The organism is Arthrobacter sp. GW460-12-1-14-TSB2 (genome assembly GCF_059423525.1).
Genome location: NZ_JBWKYC010000001.1, coordinates 591,332 through 605,981 on the forward strand (window position 1 = coordinate 591,332; position 14,650 = coordinate 605,981).

Genomic DNA, 14,650 nt, shown 5'->3' on the forward strand with positions numbered 1-14,650 from the left:
CAGGCCTATCCATGACCGACTACCCGTACGAGGGAACGCTGATCGCGGACCCCGTCACTTTCCAGCGCGCCGTCCGCGCCTCCATCACGGTCTATGACTGGAACGACACCAACAACTCGACGCCGCTGGCGCTCAAGGATCTGAGTGGCCTACCGCTTGCCAACCCATTGACGAGCAGCGCGGACGCTTTCGTTCAGCCTTTCATCACAACGTCAGACGGCGTCAAACTCGTCGGTGGCGGCCTGACGGTTGTGGCTTTCTCGCCGAAGGGGATCCGGGACGCAGCTGAGGCTTCGGCCCTGGCTGCTCAGGAGGCGGCCGGTGCTGCGTCCGACGCTGCCGGGTCCACTCTGGCGACGGCAACGGTCAACGGTTCCGGCCGGCTGATCCTCACGAAGGCAGACGCCTCAATCGTGGATGCCGGTGCCGTGGTGGGTCCCCAGGGTTCAACCGGGGCTACGGGCCCACAGGGTCCTACCGGCGCCCAGGGCCCGGCCGGGGTGGCGGATGACGCCTCTATCGCAGCACAGGTTAGCAACGGAGCGAGCGCCACGCGAGCGGCACTAAATGCCACGATTGCCAGTGAAGTTGCAGCGCCAATTTCGGCCGCAGTAGCACCCAAGCTGGACAGCACAACCGCCGCAACGACCTACGTCAGCCAGAGTTCTGCCGCTGCCGCGAAGGGCATCAAGACCGCGTCCGTAGCCACCTCCGGCTACACGCTTGGCCTGGGTGACCGTGGCAACGCCGTGGAAATCAACGCAGCCACCGATACGCGGGTAATCGTCCCCCTTACTTCGTCAGTTGACTTCCCGGTTGGAACGGAAGTCGAAGTCGTTAGGATCGGCGCAGGCGGGGTGTCCATCGAGCCGACCTTCCGGAACTTCTGCACAAACCCCACCATGGAACTGGACTTCGCCGGATGGGTGGCCCGCACTGGCGGTCTAACTCGCGACCCTGCCGCCGCGCTACTCGGTGGCTATGGCGCCCGCGCAACATCGACGGCGTCCGGGCAGAACTTCGGATTCTTTTATCAGATCCCCGGCGCCCTAGACACGCTCGGCCTCAAGGTGGGCGATGCCGTAAGCGCCCGCATTAACGTCCGCTCGGCGTTCGCCAACGGCGGGCAGATCGCCGTCCGGTTCCAGGCCGGGACCACTACCGTCTCACAGAGCTCCTTCGGCGCGGCTGTAGTCAACGGCGTCGCGCTCATCGAGAACGCCATCATCCCTGCCGGGACTGACAACATCATGATCGTCTCGCAGGCCGTGTCCACGGCGTCCAGCCAGATTGTGGACTGGGACGGGCTCATTGTCGTAAAGGGTGCAACAGCACCCGCCGCTTACGCGGACGGTGACACTGCCGGTTATGGCTGGCTCGGCACCGCGCACGCTTCACAATCGTCGGGGCCGCTGTTCCGTGACAGCGGCCTCACTCTCGGGAAGTTCGGGAGGGCCATTCTTCGCAAACGCGCCGCCAACGAGTGGGTGCTGGGCAATGCGCTGCCAAATGAGGCGCTACTGACCACGGGTACGCTCCAGACCGACCGGGATAACGGCCAGCCCGGTATGGTAGCGCCCGGCACTCCGCTGTCCACCCTCTCGACCGTCGCGCTCACGTCGGGCCGGGCTTGCCTGGCGCGCTTCGTCCCGTCCCGCACGATGTATATCACGAAGCTCGCCTTCCGAGTCCAGACGGCATCGGGCACCGACGACCCCTGCGACGTGGGGATCTACGACTCGAGCGGCACGCGGCTCGTCTCGTCCGGCGCGAAGACTGCCCTGCTCAACACGACGGGCACGAAGTTCATCACGATCACAACCACGAAGCTCACGGCCGGCGTCCCGTACTACGCCGCCTTCGCCGCGACAAGCACGGCGTCACTGAGTCACGTCAACGTGATCGGCGACGGCTTCGGCGCAGGCGCACCCGCGCTGGAGCTCCAGAAGAAGGACGCCTCGTACCCCCTGCCGAGCTCGCTGACGGGGCTGGGTGGCAGCGACAGTGGCCCGGTTATCTTCGTGAGGGAGTCATGAGTCTGCGACGCGACACACGACGCGGGCCACATCAGGCAAGGGCGCTGACGTGGGCACCGCCCACGCTCTCAAGCCCCATCACCGTGACAGTCACTGACGATCCGGCAACGAGGTATATCTCACTGTCGGCAGGGCAGGACCTCATCCTCCAGATGCCAACTACTATCGGCGCTGACTACTCGGGACTGGGCCAGCATGACGCCTTGGTTGAAGTGACTGGCGGGCGACACGTCGTAGTGATTGGCGGCCATATCCAAGCCGTTGACACCGCAACCACAGCCATGTCCGGCGCGGTTGGAACCACCGAAGCGACACTGCCGGTCGCGAGCACTTCGGGGTTCCCTTCCTCCGGGGCGCTTCGGGTTGACGGCGAGCTCATTTACTACGCATCCAAGGACGCCAGCAACTTCCTTGGCTGCACCCGCGACGCCGGATTCTTCAACGATGGGGCGCTGAGCAGCAAGTCGCACGCAGTGGGCGCCCTCGTGCATGTTGCCGAGTCGGCCCGGCAGGGCATCGCTTTCGTCTCACAGACGGGCACGGTTCACGCGGAGGGCTTGCGTATCGATGGGCAGATGAACGACGGTATCCGCATATTCGGAACGGACACCACTATCGTCCAGCTCCAGAACATCAGGATTGGCCCGACAACAGCGGACGACCCCGCGTACAACATCAACGGCCATCCCGACTGCATACAGGTATGGCGCGGTGCGGCAGAGGTTCGCATCGACCGGGCCACCCTGCTATCGAAGCAGGGCAAGGCCATGCTGAACCAGTCGGTCAGCACCTTCAAAACCGGTGCCCTGCGGCTTCGTGACGTCGAAGCCTACGGCCTGGGCGACAATGCGCCCCTGTTCACGAACTCAGACCCGACGACGGCGATCTACGCAAACAACGTGTGGGCTAAGCCGATGGCCGGTAAGGCAGGCACGTCCGGGATGGGCGACTACGTGAACACGCTAAGCGACTCCGAGTATCCTCCGGAGTTCGTCTCGGAGGGCTCGGCCGGCCTCGGCTATGTAAGCCCCGGATACCTGGCGTAGCGGTTCCTATCGACCGGCTAAGTGCCCTAACTGAAATTGGCCCGTCCGCCTGAGAGGACGGGCCAATTTTTCTTTGAATGTGGCGCCATCGCCCCCGACTCGCGTGGGGTTTTCCTTTGCTCCAATTCTCCAAGGCTTCAGCTGCCGGATCGTCCGGCCGCTTTCCGCCTTTGCCAAAAGCGCCGGTCAGTTGACGACAAAGACGGACGTCCACTAGGTCCGCGGTTATCCGGACGCCGTCCTTCTATTCCGCTATCACGGCCGCAAGAGTACCTTATTGCCACTGCCCATTTTGAGCGATGGCGGCAGCAACGGTCTCCCATGAGTGCATGGACCCCTGTGCACACCCCCGAAGTACGGATCCTTGTTCCAGAACAATTCCACTAGGCAAAGAGGCAATCATGCGTTTAGCCGTTCGAATACTTGCCCCGCTCTTTTTCGTCCTTGCGATGCTTACTCCGGCCAGCGCCGCAGTGGCCGACCCCGCACAAGTCACTCACTCGGGAGTGCTAGGTGGGGCCTTCAGCAGCTGCACTAACGAGTTCATCAATATCGAAGGCACGTACGTAAATATCTCACGTCCACTCAGTGACGGAACTTATGACCAACGAGTGATCATCCATGCAACAGGTACCAGTTCCTCGGGTACAGAGTACGTGTGGAACTATGAGTCCCATTGGGTGACAAACGGAATCCAATTCTCGTTCGAAGACGATCGCGCTGTCCTTGTCAGCTTAGGATCCGCCCCCAACCAACGCGTGGTCTTCCACTTCCAGAACGAGCCGTTCGAGTACAGTTTCACCGTCATTTGTACGGGCTAACCCAGGAGGCAACGAACGGGGCTCGCAAGACGAGCTTTCAAATCTGTCCCCTAACTGAAATAGCCCCGTCCACTTCGGTGGGCGGGGCATTTCGGCTCGTAGCGCGTCGCGGGGATTACGTGTGGGCTTTCTGGGCCGCCAGAGACGCTTCGTTCTGTCCATCCGGGAGCTCAGCCAGGTCGTCGAGGAACTGGGTTAGGTGCGTCCATGATTCATACTTGTCGTGAACTTCCCGGTAGGCGATGAACCACCGAATCTGCGGTGCTAGGTGAGTCATCGCTCTCCCCCACGTCGAGACAACGTGCTCTCGAACCACGTCACCCCTGATGGCATACATTGCGAGCGTGTCGTAATGTGCCAAAGCCCGATTTATAAGCCTGAATGGCGTCGTATCAAGGTCTTCGATGTCGGATTGCCTCTTGATGTCAGCAAGGTACGCCCTTCCCAACTGGATGTCAGCGTCAAGAAGCTTGGTGTGCATCGTGTTGAAGAGATCGGCCTTACTTTTCAGCAAGTTGAACTTGAAGGTGTGTACGGCGACTAGGAACGCTGCTGTCGCGATAGATGCCGTGACGAGCTGCAGAACTGTTGAGTGCCAGCCGGGGCCGGTGACGAGCACAACAACACATGTGATTACGGCGCCGACAGCAGCGCCGAAGATCCAGATGGCAAACTGCTCGCGGCGCCGAATAATAACGGTGGGGTTTTTCATTGGGAAAGCCTAATGCCGGGTTGGGCCACAACCGTGACCGTGACGCACTGTTGTCGAGGGTTCTCCGGAAACCCCCATTTGCGGAGCAGCCAAGGACCCCCACGTTTTGAGTCCCCCGACTTTGCATGGGGGTTTCTTCGTATCAGGAATCGTCGGCGAGTTCGCCGGCTGCGACCTGCCGGGCTGTCTTGGCGTAGGCCTGGCTGATGTATTCCTCGACATCAGCCGCTCCGACCCGCCACATGCCACGTCCACCGACCTGAAAACCTCTGAGCTCCCCAGATTTCAGCAGGGCGCGGACGAGTGGGATGCCGACGTTCAACTCTTCGGCCACTTGCTCGACAGTCAGGAAGCGGCGCTTCGGGAGTTCGTCATTCACGGGACCACCATATCCGGACCTAGACTCCTGCTGTGGCAAGCAATGAACGCGACTTCCTCTGGTACTGCGAGAGACACACCTATGTCCGCGTCGAACTTCCGGCAGCCGAGGTGCACAGCTGGGAGTACGGCAAATACCCGCATCTGGCAGCCACGATCACCGTTGATGACGGCGCCCGCATCGAGGTGCTCGGCGAGGGCTCGCGCTGGGCCGGGGACTGGATCTGCTTCTCATGGGTCGACGACGAGGACCAGACGTCATGGACGTGGGTCCCGCGCTCCGACATCCGGAAGGTTACCGACTCGGAGTGGGATGTGCACCAGTTCAACAGGCTCCCGACCGGCATGCAAGCCCACCGGTGGGAACGCGGCCTGCCCGGGTTCATCGCCACCTAATTTTCCACGTCGGGCCGAAGCCCCGCGATCGTCTCGACGCCGAAGTGTCGGACTCTGGGCGTCTGCCAGAGTTGACCAGCTCCTGACTGGCAAACTATCCAGGGGCTGTTCTCGAAGAGATCCCTTTTGTGACACGCGTTACAGGTCACAAGAGGCGCTGGTAACACGGGGAGCTCCGGGCTCTGGCATAGAATTGGCGTATACGAAGGGGGACACTGTGAGGGAAACAGTGACTGAATCACCATTGTCGAACAGAGCAATTTCGGAGTACGCGGAACGCATCGGAAGGTTCCACAATGCATACTCGGCCGAGGGGCGAGCGGACATCAAGTGCCTCGTTCGCGCCTTGGGTGGCACCGTTGACGTATCTGAGTCAGTTTTCGCAAGAGAAGCACTGACCGTCAACGCCCCCGGGGACTTCCTGGTCCATCTGCCGCCGATGACTTCCGACCGACGCGACCGGTTTACCATCGCCCACGAGTTGGGCCACTACTTCCTGCACTATTTGGAACCCAAAGTTGCCGGCTCCAAAACGTTTGGCCGCGGAGAGCGCAACCGTGGAGAGACACAGGCGAACGTCTTTGCGGCTGCACTGCTAATGCCGGCCGAGTTCTTCCGGGAAGCCTATGCTCGCGTCGGTAGCGACTGGTGGACGTTGGCCGAAACCTTCGGAGTTTCGCCCAAGGCTGCAGAGGTACGAGCCCAGGTGCTGGGTCTCTGAACTTGGCACCCAAATCGAATACGGCCAAATCCAAATTATTCGTCTCCTGCGACCTGGTCGGGTCCACTCACTTCAAGCAGACTCAGGCCGGGTGGCAGAAAGTCTTCCTCAGCTTCTATTGGGAGTTCCCGCAGTTTGTAAATGCTGCCGATCGAGAACAGGCGCAGCACGACGGCGGACACACCGACTTTCACCTTTGGAAGGCTGTCGGGGATGAGTTGATCTTCGAGGTAGACGTTACTGACGAGGCGTCAGTTGGCCGGGCAGTAAGAGTTTGGCTTAGCGCCTTGGATGAATACGAGAAGCAGGTCTTGGCCGAGCCGAAAATGGCGCTCAAAGGTGGCGCGTTCATCGCGACGTTTCCCGGTCCTGACAGCGAGTCGACCATACCGCGTAAACCAGAATACGGAGACTCAGACCAACCGGTCGTTTATTTGAACCAGAGCGCGCTGTCGGGAAATCGCACCCCGACAAAATACCTCTACGACTACTTCGGCCCAAGCATCGATACTGGTTTCCGCGTCATCGGACGAGCTGAAAGGCGTTATTTCACGCTCTCCGTGGAAGTCGCTTGGGCTATGGGGCTTGCCGCCCATCACGCCAAAGGATCGAAGAATGACGAAAAAACGCATACGGTGGAGGACTTCGTCTTTCACGGGGCGCATGTGCTCAAGGGTGTCTGGCGGGCTCGGGAGTACCCGATCTTTGCGGTCGACCGGGACTGCGAAGATGCCGTAAACAAAGCCGTCGCCAAAATGAATGGCAAGAAACTTGAGGCGTCGCAAGTCATTGACGTTTGTCACGCCTGCGCTACTGACGGGCAATGGCCTTTCAGACTGTACTTACCCGACTCCACGAACGAGAGCTTCCGGGAAGTACCAGCGGATGCAATGTCAGAGCTCTTAGACTCCGAGACCCCGCTAGATGGAGCCGAAAGTGCCGACGAGTCCAGCGACGGCGACAACTTGGACACCCATGATGGACCCCTCGGCTAGGTCGTACCCCCGGCTATTGAAGGGTAGGCGCGACCGGCTTCAGTTGTTCAGGCGCGCGACCGCTTCCGGCCGGGTACGCGTGTGCTGCCTCCGTGAGGAGCATCCTGTTTACGAGGTCAAGTGATCAGGCGTATTTATAGGTGCCAACCGGGCGTCGATCAGGGCCTTTTGGTGTCTGCGAGCATCAGCGGAGCCTACGACCACGGTCGGACAATAAGTTTTCCTGATGCAACTAAGCGCGGCTTGAAACGATGCCCATACCTAGCGGACTGCCGATTGGCATTCACTCGGATGCTTTCCTGGGGCGATCGCCTGCCTTTCCGTACGGCCGACTACTTCGCTGTTTATCAGCCAGCCTTGTCGCGGACTTCGCGGATCTGAATCGCGAATGGCGCTCGTACTTTCGTGGTGCAACCATGTTGATGAGTATCTGGATTTCCCTGCGCAATTCGGTGTGCGTCGCCGCCCTAACGGCTTCATCCCTAACGCCGACGCCAAACAGCCCTTCGCGTGCGTTGCTGAATTTCATGCACTGGACCAGAACTCGGTATGAGTAATCCGCGACTCTCGGATCACTTGCCTTGGCCAATAAAATGCCAGCCCTGTGGGCAGCTTTAGTATTTGCCGTGTGCTCATCTGATTTGGCTTTCAAATTATCGGCCGTCAGTGACGCCCACCAGTAGGGCTTTTTGTTGCGGATTGCTTCTAACTCAGCCAGGTTGTCCGCCATCACCATGGCCTTCTGTGCGAAGTCCATGACATCTGCTCTTACGGAGGCAACTCTCGCTGCGCGCTCCTTTGCGGTCTGAGCAAGAACCTGAATTATGCCACCCACGACGACCCCGGACAGGCCAATAATGGCAGGCGTGTAGTCCACTGGTGTCTGCGAGACTTGCTCGGCTACGGATGTCGCTAACGGGTAAATCATCGAACTATCCTAGCCCGCTGCTGGACCCGCTCCCCGCCTCACCCGAGCCTGGGCCAAGCGTGCGTACACGCGCAGGGTGGTCTGTGGGTCCTCGTGCCCGAGCCGCGCCTGCACGACATGGACCGGCACGCTTCCTTCAAGGGAATGCGGCGTATTCGCGTGCCAGCTCTAGGCTAGCCGTCGCACTTCAGTTGATGACCGCCAAGTGTTCCAGCCAGGAACTTCATCGTCCAGCGCACGACGGCGATCCCCAGTGAGGTTTCCCTGTGACGCTTCCTGTCGACGGGCGTGAAGCCAGACGCCCAGCACCCGTTCCGCGGCCGTGGCAGCGGTCCGATAGCTGGGCCAACGCCCGTTGCGTTCGTGAAACTCTAAGAGCTCGGTCAGGCGTTTCTGCCAGCGTTCATCGTCGACGACCGGCCGCAGGGGCGTCTCCCAGCCGGGGATAGCAGCAAGTGCCTCCGCCCGCTCCGTGGTCAGAGTCCCCCGCCGATGACTCGTACGTTGGTCGGTGAGCCACCGGGCCATCCTCTGCTCATCGACGTCCTTGCTTCTTGAGGACGGGAAGCATCCGTTCCGCTCACGGTAAGCGCGGACGGCTTCGAACCGCGCCAACCAAATCGTGGGCAGTGGCCGTCGAGGCGCGGGGCGGTTTCGCTCGTGCTCGATCCGGAGGTTCGGATCCCTGAGTTTCTGCAGCCGAATATGCCGGTCCACCGTCCCACGAACCGCTCCGCACACCTCAGCAACGCGACGGACACTGAGCCCTCTTCTGTACATAAGATCCCACTCAGGATGAAGCGACGGCATGTCTGGCATAGCCCGTATTCTTCAGGATGCCGAAGCACTAGCCAAGCATCCCGAACATGCAGTTCTTCACCTGCATCGGCAGGCTACGAGTCGCAAAAGGTGGTAGGAATGTTCCAGACGCTCCAACGGCGGGCGCCAAGGGATCTGGGGGATCAGTGCAGCTGTCCGAAATTTATGCGATTTTCAGCCAATCGTCAGCAGACGACTGGCTGTATGTTCCCTGCCACAGCGGAAGTGGATCGTCCTACGTCGAGGACTGGACCAGCTGGAATGACGGCAAAGAGACATGGGGGCTGGGCCTAAAGCAGCATCCGCACCGAGCTACCTACCGTGGAAATGTGTCACTTACTATCGCCTTCGGCATGGAAGAAGACCGATCGGAAGATTACGACTGGGCCAACGAGCACTTCCCCTCGATGGTCACAACAAAAGGCTCCACGGTGGACTTGGAACGCATCGACATTTTCTGGAATGGCGCACTGATCGACAGGAAGCTCTACTACACGTTGCCTGATGCCCGACGCTGGCTGCCAGTCTTCGACACCCATTACGAAAGCCAGGACGCCGATCCCGAGCGGTCCGTTTCCGAAACTGACGTGCGCCTGCTGGAGCTGCTATACCAGTTGGAAGTTGACCACCTCAGTATCGGTTATCGCCCCATCAGGGAATCGCTTGCCCGGGCTGGCGTAACCATTGAGGACGCGCAGTGAGCGCTATGGAGCGGTACCTCACCCTGACGATCGAGTACCAGAAGGCCAAAGCGAACGAACGGGTGATGAGGACAACTCCTCTTGATAGGACGCCTGCCATCATTGCATCCGAAGCGGACCTTGCGTTACAGGCGATGATTGGTCCCGGTGACGACACGTTGGCACGCGCATACGTTGCCTCGCACAACGCGCTGCAGCGGCTCACCTTCATGCTTGAGTCCAAGGGTGTGCTCGACCACTCAGAGCTCGCCCACGTATGGAACGAGGATCCGAAAGCATAGCTGGAGGCCACTCAGATTCTGCAGCCAGCGATCATATGGTGGCTGGCGTGCCACTTGACACTCCGGGCTGCGGGCTAGCATCTAACGGCTCTATCGAGCTGAGCATCTGTCTAATACGCTCACGCTGCGTGCGGGGCCGATGCTCGGGTTTAGATGGCGGCATGATGATGACCTGATAGTGCGCTTCGGAGAACCGGTAGAGTCGGCCGATTTTGATGTGAGGCCATTTGCCGGCCTTGCACATACGACGCACCGTTTCCGTGGACACGCTCAGCTTCGCGGCCACCTCGGCGGCAGTGAGCAGCGGCGAATCGTCCATCCGTCGATCATAAGTACTCATATCCCTACTCCCTGGCCTAGCATCGTCGGCATGAACCTGGATCCGGGTACCGTCGAAAACTCCAAGCTCGCTTACAACCTAGAAGAGGCGGCCGCAGCCACCGGCTACAGCGTCAGCACGTTACGTATTGCCATACGGCACCACGACCTCCTGGCCCGATATGCCAACACCAAGCCGGTCATCCTTGCCGAGGAACTCCAGGGCTGGTTGAGGTCCCTTCCCACTGAGCCTAAAGGCGGGCACCGCCCGCTCAGCCGCTACGCGGAAGACGTAGAAGGATGGCCCGGCCCGCCAGAAGAACGTCAGCGCCCGCCCATACCGCCTGCGAAAGCACTATTCCGGACACCGGAGGAAGTCGCCCCAGAGCTAGGCATCAGCAAGTCTGCGCTGCGGAGCTACTGCCGAGTCTCCGGTATCCACACGCGCCTCGGCAAGCGCCTCATGCTCCACGAGGACGATGTCATTCGCTTGGTGGAATGGATTCGCGAGCACCACGACAAAGGCGACGAGTGGGCGGCCGAGCCCGAGGCGGACCCATTCGCGTAGGCGCAGGGTGGCCTTTCTTGGTCCATGTCCCCGGATCCCTTAGGAGGTTCGGGGCCTTTTTCGGTCGGCTATGCTCACCCCATGACCAACTTTGCAGAACCACAGACATGGTGGGATCAGCTCTCCGAGGAGACGCAGGCCCGGCTCCTTGCCGGACCCCTGAATGAGGTGCCGGGGGACCTAATACTGGAGGTAGTAAGGGCCGGTGCGCCAGTGACAGGGGCATGGTTCACACATACGGAGAACGGGCCAGACAAGTTGAGCTTGCCGAGAACCTTTGAGGAGTTTCTGGAGGAGCGGCGCCAGCGCTGAGCCCCCGCCGGCCCCGAATCGGGCCGTACACCGTCGGACCGTCGGCTTAGTGTGCCATCCCGTGGTGAAGGTGGATACTCAAGCTGTAGTGCGGCTACTCATGCTCCAGGGCCGATATATTTACGGCATGCCCACTTTCACCCTCTCCGGCGTCGACTACGACTATCTGGCGCCCGAGCTGGCGGGTTCACCCGAAGATGTGCAGTCGTGGGAGTACGGGAACTGGCCCAAGGTCGAGGCTGGCATACCCCTTACCGCGGGCGGGACAGTCCAGGTCCACGGCGAAGCGTCGCGATGGAGCCGCGATCAAGTCTGTGTGTCTTGGCGAAATGACGACGGGCACACGCAATGGGCGTGGATCCCCGCGGGGAACGTTCGCCGCCTTACTGCGTCAGAGTGGGACATCATAGAACATAACGAATGCCCGCCTGGGCTCCGCGCCATTAGATGGGGAAAGCGTCTGCCGGGGTTCTTGCCCGAATAGCCAACTAATTTGGCTCGGTCGGCAGGCTATTGATCCACGTGACTAGGTTCCTCATGCGTGATAAGTGCCTTCGTATTGAAGTATCGAGCCAGCAGGTAGTTGTTCGCGTGCTGGTAGTCCTTCCATTCAGTCATGCGGCCAGTATGGCACGTCAGTGCCGGCGCCTTCAGTCTGTAGGCCCACCGCTTACCCACCGGAAACAACGATTATCAACGACCATCGATGAACGCATTCCGCCACCCGCTCAGCCATTTCCCCCGTAATCTAGGCACCAATGGCATTCACTGAACAATGACGAAAACCAGCATCCCCTAATCCGCCGGTCGGGGGTTCGATTCCCTCCTGGGGCACAAGAACGAGGCGGCCCGCCCCTGCATCAACTGCAGGGGCGGTCCGCTTTGTTCATTCTGCGGACCTCAGGATTCGAGACCTCCATCGAGGCTGCCAGTGCACCCCTCCGCCCTTCCAGCCGGCAGTCTCCGGAGGAATCTCAATAACGTTGTCAACGGATATTGGCAGTCCCGCTCCGGGTCGTGGCCGGGGGCGAATGAGAACACCCCGGCAGTGATGCTTCGAAGCAGGGCGTGCCACGGCAAAGATGGCGCGCCGGGACTTCCCAGCATCAAGGCATGACCGCCGCCGCAGTCACGTTCCTGTATCGAATCACCGGACCGCAGGTGGTCCCACGACGGACCAAGTGTGGGTCTGTCCAAACACTAGTGGGAGCTACTCCTGCGCTGTCACGGCTGTGACCGTATCCTTCGACTTATTCCGATAGATGAACTGGGTGGGAGTGCATGACATGGACATCACAAGAAGAACCCTGTTTGAGGCCGGCGCGGCCGTCGGTGCAGGATTCCTGCTTGCACCGGTCATCACATCGGCGGCCTCCGCGGCCGTTCCGCCGGGGATCACGCCCTTCACCGAGCAACTGCCGACGCTGTCGGAACTGGGCGTCATCGATGCTACGGGCGGTGGCAGCGCAACCATCGAGATGGTCAATGCAACTCATCAATTCCACACTGCGCTGGCAGCAACCCCGACGTATGCCTACCGGGGCGGTACCGTCTCGCAGAACTACCTCGGCCCCGTCATCGTGGCCAGGCAGGGCGTTCCGTTCGACCTGACAATGGTCAACAGTCTCGGCGCGCACCCGCTGGCGTCCGCCATCGACTTCGGCTTCGAAGGCGCCGTCGCCGCCGACGCCACCACCCCCCGGGTCTCCACACACCTGCATGGCGGGAACACCAGCCCGGGCAACGACGGTGACCCAACCGATACCTTCGTGACTGGCGCATCGAAGACCTACCATTACGAAAACACTCAGGAGGCTGCCGGACTCTGGTACCACGATCATGCCCTGGGGATCACCAGGCTAAACGTGCTCGCAGGACTTGCCGGCGGCTACCTGGTTCGCAACGGCGACGACCCCGGAGACGGCACCACCGGCCTGCCACCTGCCCCATTCGAGGCACCGCTGATCATCCAGGACCGAATGTTCAACAGCAACGGCACCTTCCTCTACCCGGCCAATGCCAATCCCGGAACGTCCGGCCGGCCGTGGGCCCCCGAATTCTTCGGCGACGTCGCAACGGTCAACGGCAAGGCATGGCCAAACCTCAACGTCGCCCGGGGCAAGTACCGGTTCCGCGTATACAACGGGTCGAACGCCCGTTTCTATAATCTCAGCCTCAAGTCCGCCGGCCCCGCCAACACGTTCTTCCAGATCGGCTCGGATGGGGGCCTGCTCAACGCTCCCGTACCCCTAAACACGCTGTTACTCGGCCCGGGTGAACGGGCCGACCTCGTGATCGACTTCGCCGGACTGAAGCCAGGCGCCAACGTCCTTCTCACTAACGACGCCCGCGTGCCGTTCCCGGGAGGTCCGCGCGCACCCAAGCGGGGCGGGTCGCCCCTGCCTCAGATCATGCAGTTCACGGTGACCAGTGCACCCGGGTGGACAGCACCGCTGCCTACGACTCTGCGCGCCGCGCCCATCACTCCGCTGGCCACCCCGGCCCGGCCCGTTACGGCCGTCCGGTCCATGTCCCTGGTCGAAAACCTCAACGCGCTGGGCTCTCCGCTCATGGTGTTGCTGAACAACAGGAACTTTGAGGCCGCAGGCGCCACGACAACGGTCGGCACGGACACCCTCGAAGAGTGGGAACTGGTCAACACCACCGTCGATGCCCACCCGATCCACCTGCACTTCACCCAGTTCCAGGTGCTCAACCGGCAGAAGTTCGACTCTGCGGGCTACCTCGCCGCCAACTACGGTCCCCAGCCGTTGGCGCCGAACACCGGTCCGTTCCCGCCGGCACCGGTTGCTGCGTTCCTGAGAGGCGGACCGCAGGTGCCCCCCGCCAACGAACGCGGGTGGAAGGACACCGTTATAGCCATGCCCGGGGAGGTCACCCGTATCGTTGTACCGTTCGCCGCGAACGCGGGCGGCTCCGTGACCGCCTTCCAGAGCTCGTTCACCGGGCCCTACGTGTGGCACTGCCACATCCTCGAGCACGAGGACAACGACATGATGCAGCGCTTCGTCATCGCTTGACACCCCGCGCCGGTGGCGGTGAGTCGCTTCAGATCTGGGCCTCCGAGGCGGATCACATCACGACGGGGCCAATTCAAGCCTGCCGCATGACCGCCCGGCGAAGAACTGCCCCTCAGTGCATTTTCGCGCACCTCGAACAATCACATCGGGCTGTCCGATAAACAGTGTGTGGGTCCGGCCGGTTTTCATTAGTGAGTGGTTCTTTCGGACCGACCGGCGAAGGTAAACGCGAACGCGTTCAGCGCAGGCCTCCACTTCATCACCGAGAGTGCCCGACCGACGCCGGTCGGATCAAGGGACCTGGTGACCAGATTCAGGCATTTCAGGGCCGCGGCCTCGTTCGGAAAGTGCCCGCGGGCCCTCATTGCCCTCCGGTAGCGGGCGTTGATCGACTCGATCGCGTTTCGTTGTGCAGATCACCGCCGGATCTCCACGTCGCAACAAAGCCATACCCGCCTCCCCCGGGTAGCCACGACCCTACAACGGCCGCGGAACCACCCAACAACAAAATAAGGACAGTATTAAGTGACATGCAGGAATAAGGGATCGCGCCCTTCTCCACGCAATTTACGCTAAG

Annotated in this window: 15 protein-coding genes and 1 pseudogene; 10 read left to right on the forward strand and 6 right to left on the reverse strand. The window is 61.0% G+C overall.

Features of this window, described 5'->3' with window-relative positions:
• Positions 1-11: 11 nt before the first annotated feature.
• Together AC07YR_RS02895 and AC07YR_RS02900 are read left to right on the forward strand one after the other, a co-directional pair.
• Positions 12-2,036 (forward strand): hypothetical protein, encoded by a 2,025-nt coding sequence (locus AC07YR_RS02895; RefSeq protein WP_494732980.1) that lies wholly within the window; start codon positions 12-14, stop codon positions 2,034-2,036.
• Positions 2,033-3,082, forward strand: coding sequence for a hypothetical protein (locus AC07YR_RS02900; protein ID WP_494732981.1), 1,050 nt, complete (start codon positions 2,033-2,035; stop codon positions 3,080-3,082). Before AC07YR_RS02895 ends, AC07YR_RS02900 begins: the two co-directional genes overlap by 4 nt.
• A gap of 936 nt (positions 3,083-4,018) precedes the next feature.
• Here AC07YR_RS02900 and AC07YR_RS02905 read toward each other — a convergent pair.
• Positions 4,019-4,615 (reverse strand): hypothetical protein, encoded by a 597-nt coding sequence (locus tag AC07YR_RS02905; protein WP_494732982.1) that lies wholly within the window; start codon positions 4,613-4,615, stop codon positions 4,019-4,021.
• Between the two features lie 142 nt (positions 4,616-4,757).
• Positions 4,758-4,994: a helix-turn-helix domain-containing protein gene (locus AC07YR_RS02910; RefSeq protein WP_494732983.1), complete on the reverse strand. Its 237-nt coding sequence runs from the start codon at positions 4,992-4,994 to the stop codon at positions 4,758-4,760.
• A gap of 32 nt (positions 4,995-5,026) precedes the next feature.
• Here AC07YR_RS02910 and AC07YR_RS02915 point away from each other — a divergent pair, with 32 nt between their 5' ends.
• The 3 genes from AC07YR_RS02915 to AC07YR_RS02925 all read left to right on the forward strand — a co-directional run bounded on the left by AC07YR_RS02915 (position 5,027) and on the right by AC07YR_RS02925 (position 7,105).
• Positions 5,027-5,389: a hypothetical protein gene (locus AC07YR_RS02915; protein WP_494732984.1), complete on the forward strand. Its 363-nt coding sequence runs from the start codon at positions 5,027-5,029 to the stop codon at positions 5,387-5,389.
• Positions 5,390-5,606: 217 nt separating this feature from the next.
• On the forward strand, positions 5,607-6,110 hold the full coding sequence (locus AC07YR_RS02920) for an ImmA/IrrE family metallo-endopeptidase (RefSeq protein ID WP_494732985.1): 504 nt from the start codon (positions 5,607-5,609) through the stop codon (positions 6,108-6,110).
• A gap of 2 nt (positions 6,111-6,112) precedes the next feature.
• Complete coding sequence (locus AC07YR_RS02925) at positions 6,113-7,105, forward strand: hypothetical protein (RefSeq protein ID WP_494732986.1); 993 nt, start codon at positions 6,113-6,115, stop codon at positions 7,103-7,105.
• A 283-nt stretch (positions 7,106-7,388) separates the two neighbouring features.
• Here AC07YR_RS02925 and AC07YR_RS02930 read toward each other — a convergent pair whose 3' ends face one another.
• Together AC07YR_RS02930 and AC07YR_RS02935 are read right to left on the reverse strand one after the other, a co-directional pair.
• Positions 7,389-8,033: a hypothetical protein gene (locus AC07YR_RS02930; protein ID WP_494732987.1), complete on the reverse strand. Its 645-nt coding sequence runs from the start codon at positions 8,031-8,033 to the stop codon at positions 7,389-7,391.
• A gap of 168 nt (positions 8,034-8,201) precedes the next feature.
• A complete protein-coding gene (locus AC07YR_RS02935) occupies positions 8,202-8,852 on the reverse strand; it encodes a helicase associated domain-containing protein (RefSeq protein WP_494732988.1) in 651 nt (216 codons plus the stop codon).
• 47 nt (positions 8,853-8,899) lie between these two features.
• On the opposite strand from AC07YR_RS02935, the gene AC07YR_RS02940 reads away from it, so the two are divergent.
• Positions 8,900-9,553 (forward strand): hypothetical protein, encoded by a 654-nt coding sequence (locus AC07YR_RS02940; protein ID WP_494732989.1) that lies wholly within the window; start codon positions 8,900-8,902, stop codon positions 9,551-9,553.
• On the forward strand, positions 9,550-9,834 hold the full coding sequence (locus tag AC07YR_RS02945; RefSeq protein ID WP_494732990.1) for a hypothetical protein: 285 nt from the start codon (positions 9,550-9,552) through the stop codon (positions 9,832-9,834). Before AC07YR_RS02940 ends, AC07YR_RS02945 begins: the two co-directional genes overlap by 4 nt.
• 31 nt (positions 9,835-9,865) lie before the next feature.
• On the opposite strand, the gene AC07YR_RS02950 is transcribed toward AC07YR_RS02945, so the two are convergent.
• On the reverse strand, positions 9,866-10,153 hold the full coding sequence (locus AC07YR_RS02950; protein ID WP_494732991.1) for a helix-turn-helix domain-containing protein: 288 nt from the start codon (positions 10,151-10,153) through the stop codon (positions 9,866-9,868).
• A gap of 51 nt (positions 10,154-10,204) precedes the next feature.
• Between AC07YR_RS02950 and AC07YR_RS02955 the strand changes: the two genes are divergently transcribed.
• The 3 genes from AC07YR_RS02955 (at position 10,205) to AC07YR_RS02965 (ending at position 14,073) form a co-directional block, all read left to right on the forward strand.
• Complete coding sequence (locus AC07YR_RS02955; RefSeq protein ID WP_494732992.1) at positions 10,205-10,720, forward strand: helix-turn-helix domain-containing protein; 516 nt, start codon at positions 10,205-10,207, stop codon at positions 10,718-10,720.
• An 81-nt stretch (positions 10,721-10,801) separates the two neighbouring features.
• Entirely contained in the window at positions 10,802-11,032 is a 231-nt protein-coding gene (locus AC07YR_RS02960) for a hypothetical protein (protein WP_494732993.1), read from the forward strand.
• A 1,286-nt stretch (positions 11,033-12,318) separates the two neighbouring features.
• Positions 12,319-14,073 (forward strand): multicopper oxidase family protein, encoded by a 1,755-nt coding sequence (locus tag AC07YR_RS02965; protein WP_494732994.1) that lies wholly within the window; start codon positions 12,319-12,321, stop codon positions 14,071-14,073.
• A 188-nt stretch (positions 14,074-14,261) separates the two neighbouring features.
• On the opposite strand, the pseudogene AC07YR_RS02970 reads toward AC07YR_RS02965, so the two are convergent.
• A pseudogene (locus tag AC07YR_RS02970) lies at positions 14,262-14,477 on the reverse strand (transposase); the annotation flags it as partial.
• Positions 14,478-14,650 lie beyond the last annotated feature (173 nt).